Below are 26988 nucleotides of genomic sequence, written 5' to 3'. Positions count from 1 at the left end.
AGGACCACGGCCGGCCTACGGAGTGTCAAACCGGGGCGTCCCAGAAGCCGCCCCAGCTCGGCAGAGCCGTGTCGAACGAGCGCAGCGGCTGCTCGGCCCAGATGGTCTTGCCCCTGGGCGTGTACCTGGCACCCCACCGCTGGGTAAACTGCGCCACCAGGAACAGCCCCCGACCGCCCTCGTCGGTGGTGCGGGAGTGCCGCAGGCGCGGCGAGGTGCTGCTGCCGTCGGACACCTCACAGATCAGCGTGCGGTCACGGATGAGGCGCAGCCGGATCGGTTCGGTGGCATACCGGATCGCGTTAGTGACCAGCTCGCTGACGACGAGCTCGGTGGTGAGCACCTCCTCGCCGCACCCCCACGCGACCAGCTGCCGGGCCGCGTGGGCGCGGGCGAGCGCCACCACGGCCGGATCCAGGGGCAGATCCCAGGAGGCGACCCGTTCCGCCCGCAGGGCGTGGGTACGCGCGAGCAGGAAGGCGACGTCGTCCTCGGGGCGGTCGGGCAGCAGCTCCTTGATCACCCTGTCCCGGATCTCCTCCAACGGGCGGTCCGCCCGGTTCAGCGCCGCACGCAGCTGCCCGAGCCCGGCGTCGACGTCGTTGTCCCGGTCCTCGACCAGCCCGTCGGTGTACAGGGCCAGCAGGCTGCCCTCGACCAGCTCCAGTTCGGTGGACTCGAACGGCAGACCGCCAAGGCCCAGCGGCGGGCCCACCGGCAGGTCGAGGAAGTCCACCGTCCCGCCGGGACTGACGAGCGCGGGCGGGGGGTGGCCGGCCCGCGCCAGCGTGCAGCGCCGGCTGACCGGGTCGTACACCGCGAAGATGCAGGTGGCCCCCAGCACCGCGGTGCTGGCGCTGCCCGCGGCGTTCTCCTCCTCGTCGGCGAGCCGGATGACCAGGTCGTCCAGGTGCGCCAGCAGCTCGTCGGGCGGGAGATCGAGGCCGGCCAGGGTGTGCACGGCGGTGCGCAGCCGTCCCATGGTCGCCGCCGCGTGCAGCCCGTGGCCCACGACGTCCCCGACGACCAGGCCCACCCGGGCACTCGACAACGGGATCACGTCGAACCAGTCCCCGCCCACGCCCGCGCTCTCGTCCGCGGGCCGGTAGTGCGACGCCACCTCCACGGCGGTCTGCCCGGGCAGGCTGTGCGGCAGCAGGCTGCGCTGCAGGGTCAGGGCCGCGGCGTGCTCCCGGGTGTACCGGCGGGCGTTGTCGACCCACACCGCGGCCCGGGAGGCGAACTCCTGCGCGATCAGCAGGTCGTCCTCGTCGAACGGATCCGGGCGCACCCGCCGGACGAACGTGGCCACCCCCATGATGACGCCACGGGTCCGGATCGGAACCACTATCAGCGACCGGAGGCCGAACCGGCGGATCTTCGCCCACCGGGGCCGGTCCCGCGCGATCCACGGATTCGTCGCGACGTCCAGCACCGGTTCCAGCACGGGCCGGCCGTCGGTCAGGCAGCGGGCGGCGGGAAACGACGGCTGGACGACGTCCCCGGTCCGCGCGACCGACTCCGGGCACCCGGGGAGCACCGAGCGCTGCCCCGCCCGCCGGATCCGGGACGTGCCGGTGACGGGCTGCGCCGGTTCCTCACCCCGCAGGACCGACTCCAGCAGGTCGACGACGACGAAGTCGGCCAGCCGCGGCACCGCCACGTCCGCCAGGTCCTGGGTGATACGCATGACGTCGAGGCTGCTGCCGATACGCGCGCTGGCGTCGTTGAGCAGAGCCAGCCGCTGCTGCGCCCGCCAGCGGTCGGTGACGTCGACGACGATGTAGCACACCCCCAGGACCCGCCCGGCCGAGTCGTCCAGCCGGAAGAAGGAGGTGGAGTAGGCGTGCTCCCGGTGGGGGTCGGCGACCGTCCGGCCGCGGTACTCGAAATTCATGATCGGCACTCCGGTCCGGAGCACCTCGCGCATCCGTTCCTCGATCTGCTCGGCGGGCAGGCCCGGCATCAGCTCACTCAGTCGCCGGCCGAGGCGGGCATTGCGCGACACGCCGCCGGAACGCGCCAGCGCGTCGTTCAGCCACCTGTACCGCAGCTCCTCGTCCAGCAGGGCCATGCCGATCGGCGACTGGGCGAGCATGCCGCCCAGCATCAGCTGGTCCACCATCCACCAGGGCATCTGCGCGTCGTCGGAGGCGAGCACGAGCCAGCTCGCGCCGTCGTCCGGGCCGAGCATCGGACAGACCCGCGCGTAGAGGTTCATGCGGTGACCGTCCGCGTGCACGGTGGGCAGCCGCCCGCCCCAGCCGCCGTCGGCCCGGCACCGCTCGGCCTCGGCACGTACCGCCGTGCCGTCCACCGACCGGTGCAACAGCGCGGTGGCCGGACGGCCGAGCACGTCCGCGGCGGCACGGCCGACCATCCGCTCGGCGGCCCGGCTCCACCGGACCACCGTGCCCAGCCGGTCGAGGACCACGCTGGCCACCGGCAGCGGCCCGAACGGATCGCCGCGGACAGTGACATCCGTCGCCCCGGGTGTCTCGGATACGTCCATCGCCGGACGTCCTACCCAGGCCGCCCCGCCTTATCTGCTCCCGCTGTGCGGGATAGTAGGTCATGACACCGGGAATGCCGGGGGGCGGCGGACGGCCGGCCTTCCGGCCGATGCTCGCGCCCCCTTGCCCACTCTCCGTACTCTGTTGGACGCTGCCTTCTGATGCCTCCGCTCGCTGAGCTGGTCGAACGCCTGCCCGATCTGATGGTTCGTGACCAGCGCCGCCTGCAACGCCGCGTCGACGGCGCGCGCAGGATACGCAACCCCCAGGCCCGCGCGGCGGTGACCGCCGAGATCGCCGCCGACGTCGAGGTGGCCACACTTCGCGTGCAACGGCGGCTGGCGGCCGTGCCGCCGATCACCTATCCTCCGGACCTGCCGGTCAGCCAGCGCAGGGACGACATCCGCGCCGCGATCCGCGACCACCAGGTGGTGATCCTCGCCGGTGAGACCGGTTCCGGCAAGACGACGCAGCTGCCGAAGATCTGCCTGGAACTCGGCCGGGGAGTACGCGGGCTGATCGGTCACACCCAGCCACGGCGCCTGGCCGCCCGCGCGGTCGCCGAACGCGTCGCCGAGGAGCTCGACGGCCCGGACGCCCGGCCGGGCGCAACCGTCGGCTACAAGGTGCGGTTCACCGACGAGGTCGGCGACAACAGCCTGATCAAACTGATGACGGACGGCATCCTGCTGGCCGAGATCCAGACCGACCCGCTGCTGTGCCAGTACGACACGCTGATCATCGACGAGGCCCACGAGCGCAGCCTCAACATCGACTTCATCCTGGGCTACCTGCGGCAGCTCCTGCCGCGCCGGCCCGACCTGAAGGTCGTCATCACCTCGGCGACGATCGACCCGCAGCGTTTCGCCCGCCACTTCGGGGACGCGCCGGTGATCGAGGTCACCGGCCGCACCTTCCCGGTGGAGGTCCGCTACCGGCCGCTGGTCGTGCCGGCCGGCGCCGCCACTGACGCCGACGCCGGTGGCGGGACCGACAACGGGAGCGGCGACGGCCCGGGTGCGATGATCGAACGCGATCTGCCGGAAGCGATCACCTCCGCCGTGGACGAGCTGTGCGCGGCCGGGCCCGGCGACATCCTGCTCTTCCTCAGCGGCGAGCGGGAGATCCGGGACACCGCCGACGTCCTGGCGAAGAGGCAGCTGCCGAACACCGAGATCGTGCCGTTGTACGCGCGGCTGTCAGCCGCCGAACAGCACCGGGTGTTCCAGCCCCACACCGGACGCCGGATCGTGCTCGCCACCAACGTCGCGGAGACGTCGCTGACCGTCCCGGGCATCAGGTACGTCGTCGACCCGGGCCTGGCCCGTGTCTCCCGCTACAGCAACCGGACGAAGGTGCAGCGGCTGCCGATCGAGGCGATCTCGCAGGCGTCCGCGAACCAGCGCAAGGGGCGGTGCGGGCGGGTCGCCGACGGGATCTGCATCCGGCTGTACTCCGATGACGACTTCGACGCGCGCCCGCGGTTCACCGACCCGGAGATCCTGCGTACCAACCTCGCCTCGGTCATCCTGCAGATGACCGCGCTGGGGCTGGGCGACATGGCGGACTTTCCCTTCATCGACCCGCCCGACTCGCGCAGCATCTCCGACGGTGTGCTCCTGCTACGGGAGCTCGGCGCCGTCGAGACGGCGAGCGCACCGGAACAATCGGGAAAGCCGGCGGCGCCGGGCCGGGCCGGTGCGCGGATGCGGCTGACCCCGCTGGGGCGCAAACTGGCGCAGATTCCCCTCGACCCCCGGCTGGCCCGCATGGTGCTGGCGGCCGGCGACAACGGGTGCGTCCGCGAGGTCATGGTCATCGCGTCCGCGCTGTCCATCCAGGATCCGCGGGAGCGTCCCGTCGACGCGCAGCAGGCCGCCGCGGAGAAACACGGCCGCTTCACCGACCAGCAGTCCGACTTCCTCGCCTACCTCAACATGTGGGAGTACCTGCGGGAACAGCAGGAGCAGCTGTCGGGAAACCAGTTCCGCAGGCTGTGCCGGGCCGACTTCCTGAACTACCTGCGGGTACGGGAGTGGCAGGACGTCCACAGCCAGCTGCGCCAGATCGTGAAAAGCCTCGGAATACCCGTCGGCAGCACCCCGGCCGACCCGCGGAACATCCACCTGGCGCTGCTCGCCGGCCTGCTGTCCCACATCGGTGTCAGGGACGCCGACAAGCAGGAGTACCAGGGGGCGCGGGGCTCCCGGTTCGCGGTCTTCCCGGGATCGGCGCTGTTCCGGAAGCCGCCGCGCTGGCTGGTGGCCGCCGAGCTCGTCGAGACGTCCCGGCTGTGGGCGCGGACCGTCGCGCGCATCGAACCGGAATGGGCCGAGGCACTCGCGCCGCACCTGGTGAAACGCACCTACAGCGAACCGCACTGGGAGAAGAAACAGGCCGCCGTGGTCGCCTTCGAGAAGGTGACCCTGTACGGGCTGCCGCTGGTGACCTCCCGCCGGGTGAACTATTCCGCGGTCGATCCCGCCCTGTGCCGGGACCTGTTCATCCGTCACGCCCTGGTGGAGGGCGACTGGCAGACGCACCACGCGTTCTTCCACGACAACCGCAGGCTGCTCGACGACGTCGAGGAGCTTGAGCACCGGGCGCGCCGGCGCGACATCGTCGTCGACGACGACACCCTGTTCGACTTCTACGACCAGCGGATCCCCGCCGACGTCGTCTCCGGCCGCCATTTCGACAGCTGGTGGAAGAAAACCCGCCGCTCCCAGCCGGACCTGCTGGCGTTCTCCGCGTCCATGCTCGTCAGGGCCGGCGCGGACGGCGTCGACGAACGCGACTACCCCGACGCCTGGCGGCACGGGGAGCTCACGCTGGCGCTGTCCTACCAGTTCGCACCCGGCACGGACGCCGACGGGGTGACCGTGCACATCCCGCTGCCGCTGCTCAACCAGGTGAGCGCCGACGGTTTCGACTGGCAGGTGCCGGGCCTGCGGGCGGAGCTGGTGACCGCGCTGATCCGCTCGCTGCCCAAGCAGATCCGGCGCAGCTTCGTGCCGGCGCCGGACTACGCCGCGCGGGTGCTGGCGGCGGTGACCCCGGCGGACGGGCCGCTGCTCGCCGTGCTGGAACGCGAACTCGACCGTCTCACCGGTGTGGCGGTGCCGCGGGAGTCCTGGCAGCTCGACCGGGTACCCGACCATCTCAAGATCACATTCCGGGTGGTGGACGAGGAGCAGCGCACCCTCGCCGAAGGCAGGGACCTGGCCGCGCTCGTCGACCAGCTGGCGCCGACGATGCGCGCGGCGGTCTGCGCCGTGGCCGACGGCGTCGAGCGCGACGGCCTGCGGACCTGGGACTTCGACGCGCTCCCGCAGCTCGTGGAACGGCAGCATCCCGGCCCCGGCCGGCCGGCGCGGGCATACCCCGCGCTGCTGGACCAGGGGCGCAGCGTGGCGATCCGCGTGTTCGCCACCGAGGCCGAGGCACGCCAGGCCATGTGGCTGGGCACGCGGCGCCTGCTGCTGCTGAACATGCCGTCCCCGATCAAACAGATCAACGCGCGGCTGAGCAACACCGCCAAGCTGACGCTGAGCCATCATCCGTACCGCGGCGTCGTCGAGCTGCTCGACGACTGCGTCGCCTGCGCCGCCGACAAGCTGATCGCGGCCGGCGGCGGGCCCGGGTGGGACGCCGACGGGTTCGCCAAACTGCGGGGCATCGTCCAGACCGACCTGGACGAGACCGCGTTCGACGTGGTGACGAAGGTGGAGCGCATCCTCGCCACGGCGCACACCGTCTCCGGGCAGCTGGCCGACTGGCAGGCACGCGTGCAACCACAGCCGCCGCCGGGACGGTCGCGGGAGCCCGCCCGGCGGGCGGGGGCGAGCGCCGGCCTCGCCGCGCTGGCACCGGCGCTGGACGACATCCGCTCCCAGCTCTCGGGGCTGGTCTATCCGGGTTTCGTCAGCGCCACCGGCTGGCAGCGGCTGCCCGACATCGCCCGCTACCTGGCCGCGATCGAACGGCGGCTGGAGAAACTCCCGTCCGACCCGGACCGCGACCGGCAGCGCATGCTGCAGGTCGAGCAGGTGACGCTGGAGCACCAGCGGCTGCTCGACCGGACACCGCCGGACGGCCCGCACGGCGAGGAACTCCAGCGGATCCGCTGGATGATCGAGGAACTGCGCGTCGGCCTGTTCGCCCAGACCCTGCGCACCGCCTACCCGATATCAGCCGAACGCATCTTCCGCGCCCTGGACCAGCTACCCCTCTGAGCAGGAATTACCGTCCCTTCCGATCGGTTGGGTGCAGATGCGGTGGGGGCTGTGTCGCAACGGAGAGTCGATCTCACGAGGAGAGTGGGGCACGTGTCGCTTCGCCCTTTCGGACGCACCGGAGTCCAGGTCAGTCCGCTGACACTCGGGGCCATGATGTTCGGCGCCTGGGGCAATCCCGACCATGACGAGAGCATCGCGATCATTCACCGCGCGCTCGACTCGGGCATCAACGTCATCGACACCGCGGACGTCTACTCGCAGGGCGAGTCCGAGGAGATCGTCGGCAGGGCCCTCGCCGGTGGCCGGCGGGACGAGGTGGTCCTCGCGACGAAGTTCCACGGGGTGATGAGCGACCGGCCCAACCACCGCGGCAACTCCCGGCGGTGGATCGCCCTCGAGGTCGAGAACAGCCTGCGCCGGCTGCGGACCGACTGGATCGACCTCTACCAGGTCCACCGCCCCGAGCCGGGCACCGACTTCGACGAGACCCTCGGCGCTCTCAGCGACCTCGTCCACCAGGGCAAGATCCGCTACATCGGGACGTCGACCTTCGAGCCGTCGGGCATCGTCGAGGGGCAGTGGATCGCCGAGCGCCGCGGGCGTGAGCGCGTCGTGTCCGAGCAGCCGCCCTACTCGATCCTGGCCCGGGGCATCGAGCGGGAGGTCCTGCCGGTAGCGCAACGCTACGGCCTGGCGGTGATCCCGTGGAGCCCGCTGGCCGGCGGGTGGCTGTCCGGCCGCTACCGCAAGGGCGCCGAAACTCCGGTGTCGCACCGCAGCACCCGCGTCCCGGGCCGGTTCGACCTGAGCCGGCCGGCGAACGTCGCCAAGCTCGAGGCGGTCGAGCAGCTGACCCTGCTGGCCCAGGAGGCCGGGCTGTCCCTGATCCACCTGGCCCTCGCCTTCGTCCTGGAGCATCCCGCCGTCACCTCGGCGATCATCGGCCCGCGGACCCTCGAACAGCTCGAGTCCCAGCTCGACGCCGCCAAGGTGACGCTCACGCCGGACGTGCTGGACCGTATCGACGAGATCGTCCCGCCGGGTACGACGATCAACCCCGAGGACGCCGGCTACCAGCCGCCGTCCCTGACCAACCCCGCCGCACGCCGCCGCGGCAACGGCAACGCGGCCCACTGACCGACCACTGGAATCCACCCCGTACCTCTCCGGGGCGCCACATGCGCTGGCATGTTGGCATATGTCGTAGCACATGCGGCGCCCCGGAAGACCCTGATGGATCGCGGTATGGCGTCGATCTATCATTGATCAGGAACACAAGGTCGCAGGGAAACAACCCGAGCTGGGACAGCCCGACCTGGGAGATGATTTCGACGTGCGCACTGTGATCCTCGGCGAACGCCCGCATGTTCTCGACGAGTTCATCGCCCGACGCCAGGCACTCGGGCAGGACACCTTCGACGAAGTGTGGGACGGGGAATATCACGTGGCACCGGGACCATCCGCGGAACACGGCCGCGTCGACTACGAGCTGAACGCTCTGCTGCTCCCTCGCGCGCGCGCAGCCGGGCTGGTGGGCACGGGCCCGTTCAATCTTGGCCGCCACGACAACTACCGGGTCCCCGACGGTGGTCTGCACCGCGGGCGGCCCAGCGGGGCGTTTCTGCCCACCGCCGCCGTGGCCGTCGAGGTCGTCTCTCCGGACGACGAGACCTACGCGAAGATCGATTTTTATGCCGCGCACAGGGTGGACGAGCTGATCGTCGCCGACCCCCTGCACCGGACCGTGCGGATCTGGCAGCTCGTCGACGGCAAGTACGACGAGACCGGGCAGAGCGACCTGCTCCAGGTCAGCGCCGCGGAGCTCATCGACGGCATCGACTGGCCCTGAGCCGGCGCCACCCTCCCCCACCTCTCGCTGTTCTTCGTTCAGCCCTCTTGCGGTCATCTCTCCGTCAAAAAGTGATATCACTATGATAGTGTTCTGCCCGTCGATGGCAGCGGCGGTGACTACGGCGCACGAGGGGGATCGGCCATGAGCACTGACGGCTCCGAAACGGTCACGCGGGAACCCGCGACGCAGGTCCAGGAGCGGTCCATGAACGGGAGGTCCGGCTGGGCCGGGCTCGGCCTGAGCCTGGCGGTGGTGTTAGTGCTCGGGCCCGGCGGCATCGCGGGCGGGGTGCTGCTGGTGACGGCGTTCACCGGCCCCGGCCTCGCCGGGGGCGTGGTGCTGATCGTGATCAGTGGTCTGCTCGTCCTCGGCGGCCTGGTGACGCTGTTCGGCCTGACCGCCGTCGCGCCCGGCCAGGCGCGCGTGGTGTCCCTGTTCGGCCGCTACACCGGGACGATCCGCACGACCGGCCTGCGCTGGGTGAACCCGTTTTCGAGACGACGCAAGATCTCGACCAGGATCCGCAACCACGAGACCGCCACGGTCAAGGTCAACGACGCGGACGGCAACCCGATCGAGATCGCTGCCGTGGTGGTCTGGCAGGTGCGGGACACCGCACGGGCCGTCTACGAGGTGGACAGCTTCGTCGAGTTCGTCGGCACCCAGGCCGAGACCGCGGTGCGGCACATCGCCACCAGCTACCCGTACGACAACCACGGCGACGCCGTCCTCTCGTTGCGGGACAACGCCGCCGAGATCACGGGCAGGCTCTCCGAGGAGATCACCGCGAGGGTGGCGCCCGCCGGGGTGGGGATCATCGAGTCGCGTATCACCCGTCTGGCCTACGCTCCCGAGATCGCCCATGCCATGCTGCGCCGCCAGCAGGCCGGCGCCGTGGTGGCCGCCCGCCAGCGGATCGTCGAAGGGGCGGTCGGTATGGTCGAACTCGCTCTCGCCCGGCTCGAGGCACAGGACGTCGTGACGCTGGACGACGAACGCAAGGCGACCATGATCAGCAACCTGCTGGTCGTCCTGTGCAGCGAGCAGTCCACGCAGCCGGTGGTGAACACCGGCTCGCTCTACCACTGACAGACAGGTGACGGAGCGGAAGAAGGTCCTGCTGCGGCTGGATCCCGCCGTGCACGACGCGCTCGCCCGCTGGGCCTCCGCCGAACTGCGCAGCACCAACGCGCAGATCGAGTTCCTGCTGCGCCGGGCGCTGTCGGAGGCCGGACGGCTACCCGGGAACGTCGAGCGTATGCCGCGCCGTGGACGCCCTCCAAAGCCCGACCCGACTCCGGACACCCCGACTCCGGACGGCCCGGATGCCGACGCCCGCACCGGGACCCGGGATGTTCACGACGCGGTCGACAAAGAGCATGGCGAAGGAAGGACGCAGCGGTGAAACTCCCCGAATCTCTCCCGGCGCGGCTCTACCTGGTTTCCTGCGATCCCGACAGGGAGCGGTTGACCGGCCGCCCGTACCTCGGCTACCTGCTGCGCGCCGCAGCGCTCACCGACCTGTTTCTCGCCGGCCGTCTTGTCGATGTGAGGGGCAGGGCACAGGTGATTCCGCCATCGGCGGCAACAGGCCGTGTCCGGGATGTGGATCCGCTGCTGGAAGGCATCCTCAGGAAGATCGAAAGGTCGTCACGGCCACGTTCGTGGAAATACTGGATCCGGCGGGAGGCCCGCCCAACCGTACGCGCCGTGCGGGACCAGCTGGAAACGGCCGGTTGGATTCGTGTGGAGCCCCGCCGGATACTCCTCCTGTTCCCCGCGGACACAATCACCGTGCGGGATCCGCGCGTCGTCAGGGAACTGCGCGGCAACGCCGGCCGGGTGGCGCGCGGCGGTGTCCCGCTGGCGCGTGTCGACCCGTATGACGCCGCCGTTGTCGCGCTTGCCGCCGCCGCCCGGCTGAAGACCGTGCTCACCCGGGCACAACGGCGTGAGCACCGGGCGCGGATCGCCCAGCTGACCGAGCTGTGCGGCCCACCGCCAATTGCGCTGCGCAAAGTAATCGCCGCCGACCAGGCATCGGCCGCGTCCTGAAATCCCGGACCGCTGCCGCCGCTGGCAGCCGGTGGCCGACAGCCGTCCCGCGTTGCCGGACGGCCCATGGCCGCGCCGGCCGGCGTTCGCTATAATTGATCTGTTTGCCATGACTGATCGATACCCGGAGAAACGCCGGTCCCAGAAACAAGGAAATGATTCCGACAACATGAACAGTACAGGAGAGGAAAGCTGTGACGACGTGGTACACGGCTGATCTCCACTTCGGCCACACGAACATTCTGGTCTATGCCTCCCGTCCCTGGCCCGACGTCGAGACGATGAACGCCGGCCTGGTGCGGCGGTGGAATGCCGTCGTGGCACCCGAGGACACGGTGTGGGTACTCGGGGACGTCTCCCTGACACCGACGAAACTCGGCCCGGTCGCCGAGCTGAACGGCCGCAAGATCCTCGTCGCGGGAAATCACGATGCCTGCTGGTCCGGGCACCGCCGGCACACCGGTCAGGTCCAGCGTTACATCGACGCGGGTTTCGCCCAGGTCCACGCCGGCGGAGTCGTGCGGGATCACCGCATCGGCGACCGTCTCGTCACACTGGCGCACTTTCCGTACCACGGCGACCACACGGAGCAGGACCGCTATGCCGACCGCCGCCCCGAGAACGACGGCCGGCCGTTGCTGTGCGGGCACGTGCACGACGCCTGGCAGATCCACGACCGGCAGATCAACGTAGGCGTGGACGTCTGGGACTGGACCCCCGTCCCAGCGGAGAACATCGTGCGTCTGCTCGACCAGCTCGACACCGCGACCCAGCCCGCACTCCGGTAGCGGCATTCCGGGATTGCACAGTCAGCAGTGGGGGCGGGGCTGACAGGCTGGTGGCCGCTCGCCCGAGGTCATCGCCCACGAGATCGGCGAGGGCCTCCAGGCCGCCCTCGCCGAGTTCGCTGCGAGCACCGGGCTGACGCAGGTCGGCCCCGGGCGGTGTCCAGGGGCCGCGTTCGTTCGGCGGCTGTGTTCCGCGGAACACGCTGCCGGGGCCGTGCGGCTTCCATGGGCTCCGAATGATCAAGACGGACCGCGTCTTCGACCGCGACTTCGAGTGGCGTCATCTGGCGGCCTTCGTCTCGCGCTCCGGCACACGGCCGCGCCTGGGCGTGGTCAGCGGGCGGAGTCGCTGCGCCTCTTCGCCACGGCTCTGGCCGAGCACGCACATGTGCCTGTGCCCCAGCGGTTCGCGAACTGGGACGAAGCGATCGTCCATCTGTTCTCGGTGGCCGGTGGCTGGCCCGGACCAGTCGTGATCAACGAATTCCCGTATCTGAGCACAGTGTCCCCCGAGCTCCCGTCGATTCTTCAGCGGGAGATCGACCGGGCGGTCTCCGGTGGCAACAGCATCGCGCTCCTGTTGTGCGGCTCGGCCATGTCGGTGATGGGAAATTCGAGCAGATCTGCCGTGAGTTCGCGATCGCGACACCGACCGACACCTTCGGGGGCCTGCCGGCGGAGGTCGGAGCCGGTGTCATCACGGACCCGGCGAGCAGAACGCGGATGGAGGTCAACGTCGTTGTGCTCGCGCCGGCCGATCCGGGTGAGCCGCGCCGGGTGCTTTCCCTGGGTGAGGCGAAATGGGGCGAGATCATGGGAATCCGGCAGGTCGAGCGGCTGCGCCGGGCCCGCGACCTGCTGGCCGCCAGAGGATTCAACACCCGGGACACGGTGATCGCCTGTTACAGCGACGCCGGTTTCGATCCCGAACTACACGACACGACCGACCGTCTGCTGACCGTCGGCCTTGAGGATCTCTACGCGGACGGGGACTGACCTACAGCCCGGAGGGGGCGGCCCGGAAGTCGGCGATGGCCGCCTCGTCGCCGCGGATGTCGACGGCGGCCTGCTCCCGGCGGTTGAAGGCGTAGAGCAGCAGTTCGGGGGCCGCGCCGGCGAGGACGACCTGCCGCCCACCGGAGCGCAGCACCAGCCGGCCCCCCCCGTCGGTACACTCCGCCACGACGCCGACCGGGGACCTGCGGAAACCAATCTTGCCGACCACCTTCAGCGCCTTCCACAGCCTGTCCCGCTCGGCGGTGTCGAGATCCCGCTGCTTCCAGTCCGGCTGCGCCCGCCGGACGTCCTCGTTGTGGACGAAGTACTCGACATGGTTGAGCAGCTCGTCCACCAGCGAGAGGTGGGCTGGATGCCACACCGGCGCGCCCTTGCGGACCAGAGCGACAAGATCCTCGTAGGAGTGCGACTCCCTGGTGGCCCGTTCGACGCGCTCAGTGACCTTGTGCAGTTGCGGTATCGCGAGCCCGGGCAACGTCTGCGGCTTGCGGTCCCGGGCGACCAGGTGGGCGGCCAGGTCGCGGGTGGTCCAACCGGTGCACAGCGTCGGCTGGTCGGGGCCGAGCTCCAGCAGGAGGTCACTGAGTTCCCGCCGCTCCTGCTGCGCGTACCGTTCCTGCGGTGTCAATCGCACCATAGCCAGCACTCTAGCCGCCAGCGCTCCGGTCACGCATCAACACGACCGCGCCAGGTAATCGCCGGATGATCATCAGGTACGGGCTCAGCCGACGGCGGTGCCGACAAGAGCGCCAACCGCGGCTGTCACGGCCATGGCGGCCGATCCGCCGAGAACGACACGGATCGCCGCCCGCGTCCGCCGCGCGCCACCGAGCGCGGCGCCGATGGCGCCGAGCAGCGCCAGCCCAACCTCAGTAATCACGATCAGTAACACGGTTCTGGCCGTGTCTGAGCCGGCGAGCAACGCCACCAGCGGAAGCGCCGCGCCCAGGGCGAAACTCAGCGCCGAGGCCGCGGCGGCCTGCCCCGGACGGGCGGCGCTCTGCGGCGACTGGCCGAGCTCGTCGCGGGCGTGCGCGGCAAGCGGGTCGGTGCGGCTGAACTCCACAGCCACCTCCCGGGCGAGCCGGGGGCTCAGCCCGCGCTGGATGTAGATACCGGTCAGCTCCTCCAACTCCGCGTCGGGATCGCTCGCGAGCTCCGCGGCCTCGACGGAGAGATCCTCGCGTTCGGCGTCCTTCTGGGAGCTCACCGAGACGAACTCCCCGGCGGCCATCGACGCCGCCCCGGCAACCAGCCCGGCCAGACCCGCGGTCAGCACGGCCGTCCGGGACGCCGACGACACGGCCACCCCGAGCATCAGGCTCGCCGTCGATACCAGCCCGTCGTCCGCGCCGAGTACCGCGGCGCGCAGCCAGCCCAGCCGTCCACCGTGATGCCTCTCCTCGTGCCCTGATCTCGCCACGAGTCCTGAACGCTACCGGCCCGGCTGGCTGCCGGGCCCAGCCGGCTGCCGACTCGACTGCTGGCTGTCAGTTCATCGACACCGTCGGCTCATCTGACACCGTTGCTGTGCGCGCGCTCGGCGGGGCCCCACAGCTCGCGGATGGTCTGGAACACCTTCTGGTTGTGGCTGAACTCGATCACGTTCCCGTCCGGGTCGGTCACCGCGCAGACGTAGCCGACCGGGTCGGGCAGGTCCTGCGGCTCCCAGTGCAGACAGCCCGCGGCCCTCGCCCGATCGGCGATCGCGTCTATCTCAGCACGTTGCGTAACCTCGATCCCGATGTGCGCGAACGGAGTCATCGTCGGCTGCCGGTGCCCACGCTCGGCGTTGAACTCGGCCAGGACCAGCACGAACGGATCCTGCCACTGCCGATCGTTGGACAGCCACGCGCTGCGGCCAGCGGCATCCTGACGGGTCGCGACCACCACGAGCGGGGTCATCGTCGTGTAGAAGTCGATCGAGGCGTCGATGTCGCTGGACGGGAGGGCCACGTGTGTCCACCGGGGGCGTGTGAGCATCGGAGAACTCCTTGTTTTCCCATCTGGTCGGCTCGCCGTTTCCCGGCGGCCGGCCCGGCGTTTCCCGCCCAGTCGGCCGACGTGGTTGCGCGCCGGACTTCTTCTTCCCGATGTTGTGCCCGAGAACACGGCTTTGCCCACGTCGGGAACCCGACCGCGGAAACGTACTTCCACCAACCGCCCGAACGCCGGTGTTATGCGCCCCTGCCCGCCACCACCCGACCACGCACGACAACCAGCAACGGCTCGGCGAGTACCCGGACGTCCACCCGCGGATCCTCGGAACAGACGACGAAATCCGCCGGTGCCCCTTCGGCCAGCCCGGCGAAACCAAGCCAGGCACGCGCGGCCCAGGTCGCCGCCGACAGAGCCGCCACCGCAGGCAGTCCGGCCCGTACCAGTTCGGCGACCTCGTCCGCGACAAGGCCGTGCGGCAGCGACCCGCCGGCATCCGTGCCGACGTAGATCGGGATGCCCGCCTCGTGGGCCTGGCGGACGGTGTCGTAGCGGCGGGCGTGCAACGCCCGCATGTGCGCGCTGTAGGCGGGGAACTTCTCCGCCGCCCCGGCGGCGATGCCCTCGAAGGTGGCGATGTTGACCAGGGTCGGCACGATGGCGACGCCATGCTCGGCGAAGAGGGGAATCGTCTCGACGGTCAGCCCGCTCGCGTGCTCGACACAGTCGATCCCGGCCTCGACCAGGTCGGTGAGGGAGTCCTCGGCGAAGCAGTGCGCGGTGACCCGGGCGCCGGCGGCATGGGCCGCCGCGATCGCGGCCTGGGCGGCATCCCGGGGCCAGCAGGCGGCGAGGTCCCCGGTGGCCCGGTCGATCCAGTCACCGACGATCTTCACCCAGCCGTCGCCCCGGCGGGCCTGCTCGGTGACGGTGGCGGCCAGCTCGGCCGGCTCGATCTCCACGGCGTAGTTACGGATGTAGCGTTTCGTCCGGGCGATGTGACGGCCGGCCCGGACCAGCCTGGGCAGGTCCTCGCGGTCGTCCACCCAGCGGGTGTCCGCGGGCGAGCCCGCGTCCCGGATCAGCAGCGTGCCCGCGTCCCGGTCGGCGCGGATCTGCCGCTCGGCGGTGTCCCGGTCGACCGCTCCGTGGGCGTCCAGCCCCACATGGCAGTGCGCGTCCACCAGGCCGGGCAGCACCCAGCCCGACACCGTGCGCGCGTCGGCGGCGCGGGCGCCGGTCGGAGGCGTGAACGTGATCCTCCCGTCCACAACCCACAGCCCGTCCCGGACCTCCTCGGGGCCGACCAGCACCGGGCCTGTGATCCTCAATGTCTCGGAAGCAGCCACCCCACCTGTGTAGCCGAAGAGCACCCGTCCGGACGAGAAGAGCACATGTCCGGACGAGGAGAACGGCGGCCTGCCGCGGGTATGCCGTGAGAGCGTGCGTGCCATGGGAGTCCTGGACACCGTGGGCGTCGCGGCCGCCGGCCTGCTGGCCGGAGCGGTGAACGCGGTGGCCGGCGGCGGGACCCTGATCGCCTTCCCGGCGCTGCTCGCCACCGGGATGCCCGCGCTCACCGCGAACGTCACCTGCTCGGTCGGGCTGGTCACCGGATACGCCGGTGGCGCGTTCGGCTACCGCCGGGAGCTGACCGGGCAGGCCGCCCGGCTGCGGGCGCTGGCCGGCCCGGCGCTGTTCGGCGGACTGGGCGGGGCGGTCGTGCTGCTGGCCGCCCCGGCGGACTCCTTCCGGGTGGTCGTTCCCTACCTGGTGCTGGTGGCCTGCCTGCTGCTCGCCGCCCAGCCGCGACTGGCCGCCATCGTGGCCCGGCGACGGGCCAGCGGGCAGGCAGTGGCCCGGCGACGGGCTGGTTGTGGGGTGGCTGTGACCTGGCCGACCCGGGCCGGGGTGTTCGTGGCCGGGGCCTACGGCTGCTATTTCGGCGCGGGCCTCGGCGTGCTGCTGCTCGGCGTCCTGGGCATCCTCATGCCGGACGACCTCCAGCGCACGAACGCGTCCAAGACCCTGCTGTCGTTCGGCGTCAACGCGGTGGGCATCGCCGTGTTCGTGGTGAGTGCGCGGGTTGCCTGGGGATTCGCCGTGGTCCTGCTGCTGGCCTCCGGCGCCGGTGGGGTGCTCGGCGCACGGGCCGCCCGGCTGCTGCCGGCCACCGCGCTGCGCACGACCGTGATCGCTCTCGGGGTGGTCGTCGCCGTCATCCTCATCGCCACCGGCTGACGGCCGGGCCGGATCTCACACCACCGGGGACAGGCCACCGTCGACGTTGAGCGCGGTCCCGGTCACGTAGGAGCTGCGCGGCGAGAGCAGGAAGGTCACGACGTCGGCGAACTCCGCCGCCCGGCCGACACGGCCCAGCGGTATCCGCGCGTCGCGCGCCATCCGTTCGTACAACGTCCGGACGGGGGTGTCGGTGGTGGCGGCCCGCCGTTCCCACTGGCCGCTTTCGACCAGGCCGACCAGCACCGCGTTGACCCGGATCCCGTACGGGCCCCATTCGCTGGCGAGCGCCTTGGTCAGCGCCAGCCCGGCGGCCCGGGACACCGAGGACGGCAGCGACGCCGCCGGCGGTGCCTTCGCCGCCGTCGCGAGCACGTTGACCACCGCCGCGGCGTCCGAGGCGCGCAGATGGCCGAGCACCAGACGGGACAGCCGGATCGCCGCGAACAGCTTCAGCTGCAGGTCGTCCTGCCACTGCTGGTCGGTGACGGAGGCCAGTTCCCCGCCCGCGGACCGGCCGGCGTTGTTGACGATCGCGTCCACCCGGCCCCACCGGCTGTGGGCCGCGGTGACGAAACGGTCCAGCGCGTCGACGTCGGTGACGTCCGCCGGTACGGCGAGGACGTCCCCGCCGGCGGCGCGCAGCTCGTCCACGGTGAGCTTTAGCCGGGCCTCGTCACGGGCACAGATCGCCACCCGCGCCCGCTCGGCGACGAGGGCACGCGCGACGGCCGCCCCCAGCCCGTCGGAGCCCCCGGTGACGAGAACGACCCGCCCGGCGAGCTGCAGATCCATGTGACCTCCGGGACCGGACGGGCTGGGCTGAACGGGTGCTGGCTGAATGTGGCCGGCGGGGTATGGGATGACTCGTGGCTGTGGTCTCACTCTACGACGTCCTCGGGGTGCCGCCGGCTGCCTCCCAGGAGCAGATCGTGGCCGCCTACCGGCGGGCGGCGCGGCGCACCCATCCGGACGCCGGTGGCAGCGAGCAGGCCTTCGAGCGGGTCAGCAGGGCGTACGAGGTGCTGGGCGATCCCGAACGGCGGCGTGACTACGACCGGCGCACGCACGCCCACCCCGTGCCCGGCCAGGCGGCCGGTGACGCACCGGGGCGGGCTGGACGGACGGAGTGGGCGCAACAAGGGGTTCGCCGTCGGTATCTGGCGATGATGGCCGTCTGCGTCACGCTGTTCGTACTCGCGGGCGGTGTGATCCGGCTGGTGTCGGTGCCCGCGGCGCTGGCGATGATGCTCGTCGCCGCACTCATCCCCCCGGTTGCCACCCTCATCGCCAACCGGTCCCGATGAGCGGTTACAGCAGAGAGCTCACGGTCACAGGCTGGGTGCGAGTTCCACCATGCGTTCCACGTCGGCGCGGTAGGACAGCAGACAGGGTATGGGGACGTCAAGCCGCTCACCCGTGCGGACGAGATCATCATAGATTTCGTAGAGGTCCACCGGGCCATACCGGCCGTGATTCACCGACATACGCTGGAGCAGCTCACCACGGAGCATGAGCCGGACCGCCGGGGTGACGGTGGACGGCGGCAGCAGGAACGGCCGCGCATCCTGCGCGGTACGCACGTCGGCCCCGCGCACCGCGCAGATCTGCATGGCCTCGCGGCCGGCGTGCAACGCGTCATAAACCGCCCGGTTGCTTCGGGTGAAAGGCTCGAAGCCGCGGGCGCGGGCGGCACCGCATATCCATGCGGCGGTGCTCGCGAAATGCACCCACAGCCAGTGTTCCATGTTGGGGTGGATTTCCGGCCGGAAACCGGCCTCGGCGAACAGTGCCACGAGACGGCCCAGGTTCTGCTCGGCGGTGTCGGTCGTCGGGCCGTACAGCGCGTGCCCGGACACGCTCGACCCGAGCATGATCCCGCCCTCGAGCGCACCGTCGAGGATGTTGTCGATGATGCCGCCGCCACCGCGTGGCGCGCCCAGCACGTACTGGTCCTTGCCCAGGTGGGCGTCTATGAGGTCAAGTCCGCACCAGTTGTTGTTCAGGAACAACACAGTGGCGGAACCGAGGTTGCGCGCCAGTTCCGGCAGGACATCCGGGGTCTGGGTGTGCCGGACGGCGAGCACGACCAGGTCGACGCCGTCCGTGGGACGCAACTCGGTGACAGCATGGGGGCGGAACCGCTCGACGACCTCTCGGCGGCGCCTGCCCCGTACGTCGAGAATCCGCAGGCCGATACCGTCGGACCAGTGGGCCAGCTGTTCTGGGCGGACCAGCACACTTACGTCATGCCCGGCCCGTGACAGCGCCCAGGCGTGCAGCGTTCCTATCGCTCCGCTGCCGAACACCACAATACGCATACCATCCAGTATCGATTACGGGCCGGGACGTTCGTCAGAGTCGACGGCCCGCACGAAACCGGTACAAGGGCCCGGTCGGCCGGCGGCCTTCCCGCGAAAGAAGGCCCGCCGAGCGACCGCGGCCTTCCCGCGGAAGGCCGTATGTCTTACCTCGATGTCACCGCGCTTTACCTCGATTTCACCGTTCAGGCCGGGGTGCCACGGCGGCGACGGCCGCGATGGCCGTCGAGGAGCGTTTTCCCGGGCCCTCTGGTGTGCGGCGCCGACGGCGGATGCGCCGTGGACGGGCCGGTCGTCGGGCCGGTCGAGGCTGTCGAGGCTGTCGAGGCCGGCGTGTCCCAGCGGCGGGACGCCCGGCGGCGGTGCGGCGCGACCGTGGTCAGCACCTCCGAGGGGTCGACGAAATAGCCCGACTCCTCGTCGAGTACCCAGGTGTACGCGACGGAGATGTCGAAGTAGAGGCCGACAAGCTGCAGCCCGCCCTGCTCCAGCGCCCCCCGGACGGCGGGATGGGCACGCAGGTGCTCCAACTGCTGGACGACGTTCGCCCGGCCCAGCTGCTCCAGCGGGGACAGCCCCTCCGTACCCGGCAGCGGCAGGCGCGCCAACGCCCCGCGGGCGTGGGTCAGCCACCCCGCCAGCGCGGAGTCCGGATCGTTGTCGAGGTCGCCCGAGAGCAGCGCCTGCATCGCGCCGCACCCGGAATGCCCGCACACCACGATCGAGGGAACCTTCAGGACGGTGACGGCGTAGTCCAGCGCGGCCGTTACGGACAGGTCGCTGCCCGGCGCGATGTGGGCGCCGCGCTCGGACGCGCCGGGCGGGACGAGGTTACCGACGTTACGGATGGTGAAGAGATCACCGGGGCCGCTGCTGGTGATGATGTTCGGAACCACCCGGGAGTCGGCACACGTCAGGAACAACGCGCTGGGGCGCTGCGCCTCGGCGAGCCCGCCGAGGGTGCCACGCAGCAGCGGGGCGGCCCGGCGGTGGAACTCGGCCACGCCGACGAGCATCGTGCTGACGGGATGCGCGTGACCGGCCGCGGGCCCGCGACCGGTCACACCTGTTCCGATTGACTGCCGAGAATCGGCCGTCGAGGAGTCGTCGGTCTGGTGATCGCTCTGGATGTCGGCGTCCCGCGGGCCGGCCTCCTGGGAGTCAGTGTGCGCGGCGGCCAGCTCCTGCCACTGCGACCAGGGTGCGAACCAGCGGGGCAGGTGCGGGACGACGGTGCGGCGCCGACCCGCCGGAGCGTCCTGGGCGGGCCGGAACCAGGCGTGGCCGATCTCGTCGACCGTCACGCTCCCCCCGGCCCGCTCGTGGTCGGTGCACCAGGTGTGCAGATGCTCGAATGCCGCGTGGTCGAGGTAGTCCACCACGAGCTCGATCAGCACGGGCGTGCCCCGGGGGATCCGGCCGAGGATCCGGGACAGCCGGGGCAGGGAGACGAAACTCAGGGTCCCCTCGACCTCCACCTGCCACAGCTCACCGGAGCGGACCAGGTGGATGCTGGACCACAGCACCCGGCGCAGGATCAGGCCGAGCGCGGTGACCAGACCGAGCGCGACGCCCTGCAGCAGGTCGAGAGCGACGACACCGACCAGTGTGACGACGTACACGGGCAGCTCGCCGTGCCGACGCACATGGCGCAGATGGGAGATGTCGACCAGCCGGATCCCCACGACCACCAGCAGCCCGGCCAGGGCGGCCAGGGGAATCCACTCGATCACCCCGCCGAGGAACACGGCGAACAGCAGCACCCACACACCGTGCAGGACCGCTGATGCCCGCGTCCTCGCCCCGGCGGCGACGTTGGTGGAACTACGGACGATGACACCGGTGACCGGCAGGCCGCCGGCGAGGCCGGAGAGGATGTTGGCCGATCCCTGGCCGAACAGCTCACGGTTGAGGCTGACCGGGCGCTGCCCGGGACGGCGCGCGCCGGGGAGCTTCTCCACCGCGACCGCCGACAGCAGGGATTCGACGCTCGCGACGACGGCGACGGTGAGGACACCGACTACGATCCCGCCCCAGGCGCCATCCGGGAACCCCGGCAGCGACAGCGAGCTGAGGATCGAGCCGGGTAGATCGACCCGGGGCAGGTCGAGGTGGAACGCGGCGGCGGCGGCGGTCCCGACGGTGACCGCGGCCAGCGGCGCGGGAATCGCCCGCACCTGCCTGGGCAGCACCTTGGCCAGCCGGGGCCACAGCAGGATGATCGCCATCGTCACGATACCGATCAGCGTCGCGGCGTTGTGGTTGTCGATGATCTGCCCGGGCAGCGTCGCGATGTTGTCCAGGGCATGGCTTTCCGGTTTACCGCCGAGCACGACGTGCAACTGCCCGAAGACGATGGTCAGCCCGATACCGCCGAGCATCCCGTGCACGATCGCGGGCGAGACGGCGACCGCCGCGCGGGCGACGCGGCTGACCGCGAACAGGATCTGCACCACGCCCGCGGCGGCGGTTATCGCGCAGGTGACCTGCCATCCGTAGCTGGACACCAGGCCCGCGACGATGACCGTCAGCCCTGCCGCGGGGCCGCTGACCTGCAACGGCGCGCCGCCGAGCACGCCGGCGACGACGCCGCCGACCACGGCGGCGATCAGTCCGGCGGCGACCGGCGCGCCCGAGGCGACCGCGATGCCCAGCGACAGCGGTATCGCGACCAGGAACACCACCAGCGACGCCTGCAGGTCGGGCCGGAAGGTACCGGGCACGAGCGGGCGCCGACGGGATCGGCCGCGGCCGGTGCCTTCCGGCGCGGCGGGCGGCGAATGGCTGTGCTGTGACGAGGATGATGCTGATGGTGATGACGGGACGTGTGGGACGGCCACGCGACGCTCCTCAGGGTCGGGTCAGCACCGGACAGAGCTGTCGCGATGGAGCGGCTCCGAAGGGGTCGCCAAAGACAGCCATACCCACGTCGAAGCCGGCCCGTGGGCGATGTCCGCCCGCATCCGACCGCCAGTCCGAGTCCTGTCAGTGATGGCCCTGCCACTGGCAGGGCCATCACTTGCAGTAACTAGTTGATGCATTCTGAAGAACGAAGGAGGGTCGCTCCGAGTTTCCGGCTGTGACGTTCACCTCAAAAGGTGTAAAACAGCCACCCCTCGGGCCTTGATCCAACTGTGCAGGCCCCAGGACCGCGGGCCCGGACGGGAGCCGCCCGGCACGGGCCCGNCCGCCCGCCGGAGTGGCGGCGTCGACCCCGACGACGAGGGAGACGGTGTAACCGTTGGTAACGTCACCGGTGACGGTGCCGAGCTGGCGCGCGCCCCCGTCGTCGCCGAAGACGTTGTCGCCGTCCAGGCTGACCCTCGAGATGTTCCGGGCCGAGGCCGCGTAGTCCTGCCGGGCGTAGACCGTGGCGCAGACGTCCTCGGGAAGGGCGACCTGCGAGGTGGTGATGGCGTTCGCGACGTCGGCGATGCTGGCCTCGTCGGGATAGACCTCGAAGTGGATGTGTGGCCGGCGGCCGGCGTAGCAGGCCGGGAAGATGCTGGTGAAGCGCACGCGCCCCGCGGAGTCGGCGATCTGGACGCCGCGCAGGTAGTTCTGGTCGGTGGCCCCTGCGGAATAGAGCGAGTAACGGCCCTCACGATCACAGTGCCAGACGTAGACGGCCGCGCCTGTGAAGGGGCTGCCACCTTTCGCCAGGTCCTGGATGACCAGTTCGAGCGTCATGGGGACACCCTCGGCGGTACCGCTGGCCCCGCCGAAGCTCGACCGGATGTCGCCGCGCACGATACCGCTGTCGTCCAGCACGTTCGGGCCGTTGGAGCCGTCACCCGGGTAGGGGCCGGCGGTCTCGTCCGGGATCTCACCCGACGCGGCGGCCACCGCCGCGGACGACGACGACGCGGACGACGACGATGACGACGAACCGCTGCCGCACGCCGCGAGGCCGGCCGCGGTGACGCCGAGGCCGAACAGCCGCAGCATCTGCCGGCGGCCCAGCAGGATCCCGATGTCGAAACCGAGGCCCTGGTCGACGATGTCCTCGTCCGGCCTGGCCACGGGCCGGCCCTCGTATGTCGCCATTCGTCGGCGTTGCTGTCCGTTCGGCATCACATGCTCCGATCATGGCTGTCCGTCTGGTCTGTCTGCCTCCTGCGGGTTCCACTGTGGACACGAACCAGAAGAACTGGCTGTGCCTGGACGAAGAACTGGCTGTGCCTGAGCTGAGCTGTGCCTGAGCCGAGCTGTCCATGCCCGGGCTGAGAATGCGCTGCGGAGCTGGCTGCGATACCTCGGAAGGGACCCCGCCGGGCGACCGTCGGCAGGTGCGTCAGCCGGGTGTGTCAGCCGTTGACGACCGCCTGCCGCTGGGCCACCGCCTGCCGGACGCCGGCCAGCGCGTCCGCGATGGTGTCCGGGTTGCTGCCGCCGCCCTGGGCGAGGTCGTCCTTGCCGCCGCCACCACCGCCGAGGATCTTCGCGGCGCCGCGGACGAGCTCCCCGGCCCGGATCCCGCGTTCCCGCGCCGGGGCGTTGGTGGCCGCCACGATGACCGGCCGTCCGCTGGCCACGGCCGCGACCGCGACGACGGCCGGGCGGTCCGCCGGCACCCGGCCACGGATGTCGATGGCGAGCTTGCGCAGGTCGTCCGCTGAGGTGCCGTCCGCGGCCCGGTGGGTGACCAGCGCGGTCCCGCCGACGTCCTCGGCCGCCCGGGCGAGGTCGCCCGCGATGGCCAGCACCTGCGCGGCCCGCAGCTTCTCCAGTTCCTTCTCGGCCTCCCGCAGCCGGCCGAGCACCTGGGACAGCCGCTCGGGCACGTCCGCCCGCGGGGCCTTGAGCACATCGGTGATCTGCGAGACGAGCACGGCCTCCCGGGCCAGGTAGCGGTAGGCGTCCAGGCCGACGAGGGCCTCCACCCGCCGCACCCCCGCCCCGACCGAGGCCTCCCCCAGCAGCTTGACCAGGCCGAGCTGGCCGGAGCGGCGGACGTGTGTGCCACCGCAGAGCTCGCGGGAGTAGTCCCCGATGGAGACGACCCGGACCCGGTCGCCGTACTTCTCGCCGAACATGGCGATCGCGCCGGTCCGGCGTGCCTGGTCGATGTCCATGACCTCGGCGCGGACGTCGAGGTCCTCGGTCAGCACCTGGTTGATGGTCTCCTCCACGTCGGCGAGCACCGAGGGCGGTACCGCCGCGGCGGCGGAGAAGTCGAAGCGGAACCGGCCGGGGGAGTTCTCCGAGCCGGCCTGCGCGGCGGTCGGGCCGAGCGCGTCCCGCAGGGCCTGGTGGGTGAGGTGGGTGGCGCTGTGGGAGCGCGAGATCGCCGCCCGCCGGGCCGGGTCGATCTCCGCCTGGACGTCCGCGCCGAGGGTGACTCCCCCCGTGCGCACCCGGCCACGGTGGACGATCAGCTCGGGCAGCGGCTTCTGCACGTCGAGGATCTCGATCTCGGTGCCGTCGGCGAGCCGGATGACGCCGGCGTCGGCGAGCTGCCCACCGCCTTCGGCGTAGAACGGCGTCCGGTCGAGCACGATCTCGACGTCGTCACCCTGCGCGGCATCCCGGGCCGCCGCGCCGCCGACCAGCAGCCCCCGCACGCGCGCCTCCTCGGCGCCGCTGCCGTATCCGGTGAACACCGACGGGCCGGCCGCCGCCAGCACGTCCCGGTACGCCGAGGTGTCGACGTGGCCGGTCTTCTTCGCGCGGGCGTCGGCCTTGGCGCGCTGCCGCTGCTCGGTCATGAGCCGGCGGAAGCCCTCCTCGTCGACGGTCAGGCCCGTCTCGGCCGCCATCTCCAGGGTGAGGTCGACTGGGAAGCCGTAGGTGTCGTGCAGCTGGAACACCCGCTCGCCGGGGATGACGCTCCCGCCGGCCTTCTTCGTCTCGCTCGCGGCCAGGTCGAAGATGGACGTGCCGGTGCGCAGCGTCTGGAGGAAGGCCGCCTCCTCGGCGGTGGCGACCGAGTCGATCCGGACGCGGTCGGTGACAAGCTCCGGATACTGCGGGCCCATCGCCTCGATGGTGGCGTCGACCATCTCGTGCATGGTCGCGTCATGGGCGCCGAGCAGGCGCATGTTGCGGATCGCGCGGCGCATCATCCGGCGCAGCACGTAGCCGCGCCCCTCGTTGCCGGGCAGCACCCCGTCACCGATGAGCATCACCGAGGTGCGCACGTGGTCGGCGACCACCCGCAGGGACACGTCCGAACGGTGCTCGGCGCCGTAGCGGGCGCCGGTCAGTGCGGACGCCCGGTCGAGGATCACCCGTGAGGTGTCGATCTCGTAGAGGTTGTCGACGCCCTGCAGGATGGTCGCGAGCCGCTCGAGTCCGAGGCCGGTGTCGATGTTCCTTGAGGGCAGGTCACCGAGGATCGGGTAGTCCTTCTTCGAGGATCCCTCACCGCGGACGTACTGCATGAAGACGAGGTTCCAGATCTCCAGGTACCGCTCGCCGTTGACGGCGGGGCCGCCTTCGGCGCCGAACTCCGGCCCGCGGTCGTAGTTGATCTCCGAGCAGGGCCCGCACGGGCCCGGCACGCCCATCGACCAGAAGTTGTCCTCCATGCCGAGCCGCTGGATGCGGTCGGTGGGCACGCCGACCTTGGAGTGCCAGATGTCGGCCGCCTCGTCGTCGTCGAGGTACACCGTCACCCACAGCCGGTCCTCGGCCAGACCGTAGCCGCCATCGGCCACCGGGGCGGTCAGCAGCTCCCAGGCCAGCGGGATCACGGTCTCCTTGAAGTAGTCCCCGAAGGAGAAGTTCCCGCACATCTGGAAGAAGGAGCCGTGCCGGGTGGTACGGCCGACCTCCTCGATGTCGGTGGTCCGCACACATTTCTGGACGCTGGCGGCGCGGCTGTACGGCGGGGCGACCTCACCGAGGAAGTACGGCTTGAACGGGACCATCCCGGCGTTGACGAGCAACAGGGTGGGGTCGTCCGCGATGAGGGATGCCGACGGGACGACCGTGTGGCCCCGGTCGGCAAAATAGCGCAGCCAGCGGCTCGCGATCTCAGCGGACTTCATTCCGACCTTCCTGCCCGGCGAACGACGCGCCATCGACGTTCCATCGGCGCGCGATGCGGATGCCGGGCGTGCCCGGCCAAACGCCGATGGCCCATCGTAGCCAGTCGAGCGGACAGGACACGATCGTCGGGCCGCCCGGCACACCGCGTGCGCCGGGCGGCCCCGCCCCGCTTCAGAGCTCGTCAGGCGTCGNGGCGGCGACGGGCCGCGACCCGCAGGATCACACCGCCGCCGACAAGCGCCGCGGCGATCGCCGACATCGCGCCGGTCTCCGCGCCGGTGAAGGGCAGCCCACCGGTGCTGGGATACTCCTGGCCGGCCGGGCGGACCGGCTCCTGGCCGACGACCGCCGGGCCATCGCCCCCGGGCACGGGGGGCAGCACCACCGGGACGCCCACGCCACCGCCACCAGGCGCGGGCTCTTCCGTGTCGTCGCCACCGCTGTCACCACCGCCACCACCGATACCACCGATACCACCGATACCGAAAGCGACGCCGACACTACCGGCACCGCCGTCGGGGCTGCCCCAGCCGCCGACGGCCACCCCGACCCGCGGGTCACCGCCGTTCCCACCAGCGGATGGAGCCCCGCCGGCGGAAGGAGCGGCGGACGGGTCGGTCACGGTCACGGTCGCGGTCACCGTGCGCTGCGGCAGCCCGTCGAGCGCCGTTCCGCCGACCTCGGCCACGGCGTCTGGCAGCCCCGCCGGCAGCCCCTCCGGTAGCCCGAGGCCGGGATCAGCCGCGGATGGACCGGTGCCGGTGATGACGTAGTCGCCGGGTGCGGTGAAGGCCGGCGGCCGCAGGCTGAAGCTGCCCTGGTCGTCGACTGTTGCCGTACCGACCGTGTTGTTGTTGACCCGTATGGTGATGGTGCCGCCCGGGGCGAAACCACCGCCGCCGAAGAGCACCGACTCGCCAACTGACACCGATCGCGCGCTGACCGTGGCGGCACCGAGCGGGCCGGGGCGATCAGGATGATCGGGATGGTCGACGGACGGGCCGGCGTGTGTGGCGGCCGCCGGATCCACCG

General features: G+C 71.1%; 20 protein-coding genes. 10 read left to right on the top strand and 10 right to left on the bottom strand.

The window, feature by feature from the left end; translation table 11 throughout:
- Window positions 1-25: 25 nt before the first annotated feature.
- Window positions 26-2512: a SpoIIE family protein phosphatase gene (locus FrCorBMG51_RS02240; protein WP_047221436.1), complete on the bottom strand. Its 2487-nt coding sequence runs from the start codon at window positions 2510-2512 to the stop codon at window positions 26-28.
- A 162-nt stretch (window positions 2513-2674) separates the two neighbouring features.
- Between FrCorBMG51_RS02240 and hrpA the strand changes: the two genes are divergently transcribed.
- The 8 genes from hrpA (at window position 2675) to FrCorBMG51_RS29235 (ending at window position 12442) form a co-directional block, all read left to right on the top strand.
- Window positions 2675-6748: an ATP-dependent RNA helicase HrpA gene (gene hrpA, locus FrCorBMG51_RS02235; RefSeq protein WP_047221435.1), complete on the top strand. Its 4074-nt coding sequence runs from the start codon at window positions 2675-2677 to the stop codon at window positions 6746-6748.
- Window positions 6749-6841: 93 nt separating this feature from the next.
- Entirely contained in the window at window positions 6842-7888 is a 1047-nt protein-coding gene (locus tag FrCorBMG51_RS02230) for an aldo/keto reductase (RefSeq protein ID WP_047221434.1), read from the top strand.
- A gap of 196 nt (window positions 7889-8084) precedes the next feature.
- Window positions 8085-8600 (top strand): Uma2 family endonuclease, encoded by a 516-nt coding sequence (locus FrCorBMG51_RS02225; protein ID WP_076842845.1) that lies wholly within the window; start codon window positions 8085-8087, stop codon window positions 8598-8600.
- A gap of 207 nt (window positions 8601-8807) precedes the next feature.
- On the top strand, window positions 8808-9692 hold the full coding sequence (locus FrCorBMG51_RS02220) for an SPFH domain-containing protein (RefSeq protein WP_235433240.1): 885 nt from the start codon (window positions 8808-8810) through the stop codon (window positions 9690-9692).
- Window positions 9693-9699: 7 nt separating this feature from the next.
- Entirely contained in the window at window positions 9700-10008 is a 309-nt protein-coding gene (locus tag FrCorBMG51_RS02215; RefSeq protein WP_235433239.1) for a type II toxin-antitoxin system antitoxin, read from the top strand.
- On the top strand, window positions 10005-10658 hold the full coding sequence (locus FrCorBMG51_RS02210) for a GOLPH3/VPS74 family protein (protein ID WP_047221431.1): 654 nt from the start codon (window positions 10005-10007) through the stop codon (window positions 10656-10658). Before FrCorBMG51_RS02215 ends, FrCorBMG51_RS02210 begins: the two co-directional genes overlap by 4 nt.
- Before the next feature lie 194 nt (window positions 10659-10852).
- Window positions 10853-11446, top strand: a complete 594-nt coding sequence (locus FrCorBMG51_RS02205) for a metallophosphoesterase family protein (RefSeq protein ID WP_047221430.1) — start codon at window positions 10853-10855, stop codon at window positions 11444-11446.
- Between the two features lie 582 nt (window positions 11447-12028).
- Window positions 12029-12442: a hypothetical protein gene (locus tag FrCorBMG51_RS29235; RefSeq protein ID WP_052914224.1), complete on the top strand. Its 414-nt coding sequence runs from the start codon at window positions 12029-12031 to the stop codon at window positions 12440-12442.
- A gap of 1 nt (window position 12443) precedes the next feature.
- Here the strand turns inward: FrCorBMG51_RS29235 and FrCorBMG51_RS02195 are convergent, their stop codons facing one another.
- From FrCorBMG51_RS02195 to FrCorBMG51_RS02180, 4 genes are all read right to left on the bottom strand, one after another.
- Window positions 12444-13100: a TIGR03085 family metal-binding protein gene (locus FrCorBMG51_RS02195; RefSeq protein WP_047221429.1), complete on the bottom strand. Its 657-nt coding sequence runs from the start codon at window positions 13098-13100 to the stop codon at window positions 12444-12446.
- An 84-nt stretch (window positions 13101-13184) separates the two neighbouring features.
- Window positions 13185-13886: a VIT1/CCC1 transporter family protein gene (locus FrCorBMG51_RS02190; protein WP_047221428.1), complete on the bottom strand. Its 702-nt coding sequence runs from the start codon at window positions 13884-13886 to the stop codon at window positions 13185-13187.
- 89 nt (window positions 13887-13975) lie between these two features.
- A complete protein-coding gene (locus FrCorBMG51_RS02185) occupies window positions 13976-14446 on the bottom strand; it encodes a VOC family protein (RefSeq protein WP_013874716.1) in 471 nt (156 codons plus the stop codon).
- 194 nt (window positions 14447-14640) lie between these two features.
- Window positions 14641-15750 (bottom strand): amidohydrolase family protein, encoded by a 1110-nt coding sequence (locus tag FrCorBMG51_RS02180; RefSeq protein WP_047221495.1) that lies wholly within the window; start codon window positions 15748-15750, stop codon window positions 14641-14643.
- A 103-nt stretch (window positions 15751-15853) separates the two neighbouring features.
- Between FrCorBMG51_RS02180 and FrCorBMG51_RS02175 the strand changes: the two genes are divergently transcribed.
- Window positions 15854-16642: a sulfite exporter TauE/SafE family protein gene (locus FrCorBMG51_RS02175; RefSeq protein WP_047221494.1), complete on the top strand. Its 789-nt coding sequence runs from the start codon at window positions 15854-15856 to the stop codon at window positions 16640-16642.
- A 15-nt stretch (window positions 16643-16657) separates the two neighbouring features.
- Here FrCorBMG51_RS02175 and FrCorBMG51_RS02170 read toward each other — a convergent pair whose 3' ends face one another.
- On the bottom strand, window positions 16658-17437 hold the full coding sequence (locus FrCorBMG51_RS02170; protein WP_047221427.1) for an SDR family NAD(P)-dependent oxidoreductase: 780 nt from the start codon (window positions 17435-17437) through the stop codon (window positions 16658-16660).
- Window positions 17438-17511: 74 nt separating this feature from the next.
- Here FrCorBMG51_RS02170 and FrCorBMG51_RS02165 point away from each other — a divergent pair, with 74 nt between their 5' ends.
- Window positions 17512-17949 carry a J domain-containing protein gene (locus FrCorBMG51_RS02165; RefSeq protein WP_047221426.1) on the top strand — a complete coding sequence of 146 codons (438 nt, stop codon included), beginning with the start codon at window positions 17512-17514 and terminating at the stop codon, window positions 17947-17949.
- A gap of 24 nt (window positions 17950-17973) precedes the next feature.
- Here the strand turns inward: FrCorBMG51_RS02165 and FrCorBMG51_RS02160 are convergent, their stop codons facing one another.
- The 4 genes from FrCorBMG51_RS02160 to alaS form a co-directional block, all read right to left on the bottom strand.
- A complete protein-coding gene (locus FrCorBMG51_RS02160; protein WP_047221425.1) occupies window positions 17974-18963 on the bottom strand; it encodes a ketopantoate reductase family protein in 990 nt (329 codons plus the stop codon).
- Between the two features lie 185 nt (window positions 18964-19148).
- Complete coding sequence (locus FrCorBMG51_RS02155) at window positions 19149-21686, bottom strand: bifunctional SulP family inorganic anion transporter/carbonic anhydrase (protein WP_338052673.1); 2538 nt, start codon at window positions 21684-21686, stop codon at window positions 19149-19151.
- A 292-nt stretch (window positions 21687-21978) separates the two neighbouring features.
- Window positions 21979-22653 carry a dioxygenase family protein gene (locus FrCorBMG51_RS34365; protein WP_476742088.1) on the bottom strand — a complete coding sequence of 225 codons (675 nt, stop codon included), beginning with the start codon at window positions 22651-22653 and terminating at the stop codon, window positions 21979-21981.
- A 617-nt stretch (window positions 22654-23270) separates the two neighbouring features.
- On the bottom strand, window positions 23271-25955 hold the full coding sequence (gene alaS / locus FrCorBMG51_RS02145; RefSeq protein WP_047221423.1) for an alanine--tRNA ligase: 2685 nt from the start codon (window positions 25953-25955) through the stop codon (window positions 23271-23273).
- Window positions 25956-26988: the final 1033 nt, after the last annotated feature.

Origin of the sequence: Protofrankia coriariae (assembly GCF_001017755.1) — a bacterium.
Classification (GTDB): Bacteria; Actinomycetota; Actinomycetes; order Frankiales; family Frankiaceae; genus Protofrankia; species Protofrankia coriariae.
Note: the sequence above shows the minus strand (reverse complement) of the source record. Positions and strands in the feature narration are given on the sequence as shown.

Bases quoted from the DNA above. Each gene is read 5' to 3' on its own strand.
- FrCorBMG51_RS02240 (WP_047221436.1), bottom strand. From the start codon at position 2,512: ATGGACGTATCCGAGACACCCGGGGCGACGGATGTCACTGTCCGCGGC.
- hrpA (WP_047221435.1), top strand. From the start codon at position 2,675: ATGCCTCCGCTCGCTGAGCTGGTCGAACGCCTGCCCGATCTGATGGTT.
- FrCorBMG51_RS02220 (WP_235433240.1), top strand. From the start codon at position 8,808: ATGAACGGGAGGTCCGGCTGGGCCGGGCTCGGCCTGAGCCTGGCGGTG.
- FrCorBMG51_RS02195 (WP_047221429.1), bottom strand. From the start codon at position 13,100: ATGGTGCGATTGACACCGCAGGAACGGTACGCGCAGCAGGAGCGGCGG.
- FrCorBMG51_RS02185 (WP_013874716.1), bottom strand. From the start codon at position 14,446: ATGCTCACACGCCCCCGGTGGACACACGTGGCCCTCCCGTCCAGCGAC.
- FrCorBMG51_RS02175 (WP_047221494.1), top strand. From the start codon at position 15,854: ATGGGAGTCCTGGACACCGTGGGCGTCGCGGCCGCCGGCCTGCTGGCC.
- FrCorBMG51_RS02170 (WP_047221427.1), bottom strand. From the start codon at position 17,437: ATGGATCTGCAGCTCGCCGGGCGGGTCGTTCTCGTCACCGGGGGCTCC.
- FrCorBMG51_RS02160 (WP_047221425.1), bottom strand. From the start codon at position 18,963: ATGCGTATTGTGGTGTTCGGCAGCGGAGCGATAGGAACGCTGCACGCC.
- alaS (WP_047221423.1), bottom strand. From the start codon at position 25,955: ATGAAGTCCGCTGAGATCGCGAGCCGCTGGCTGCGCTATTTTGCCGAC.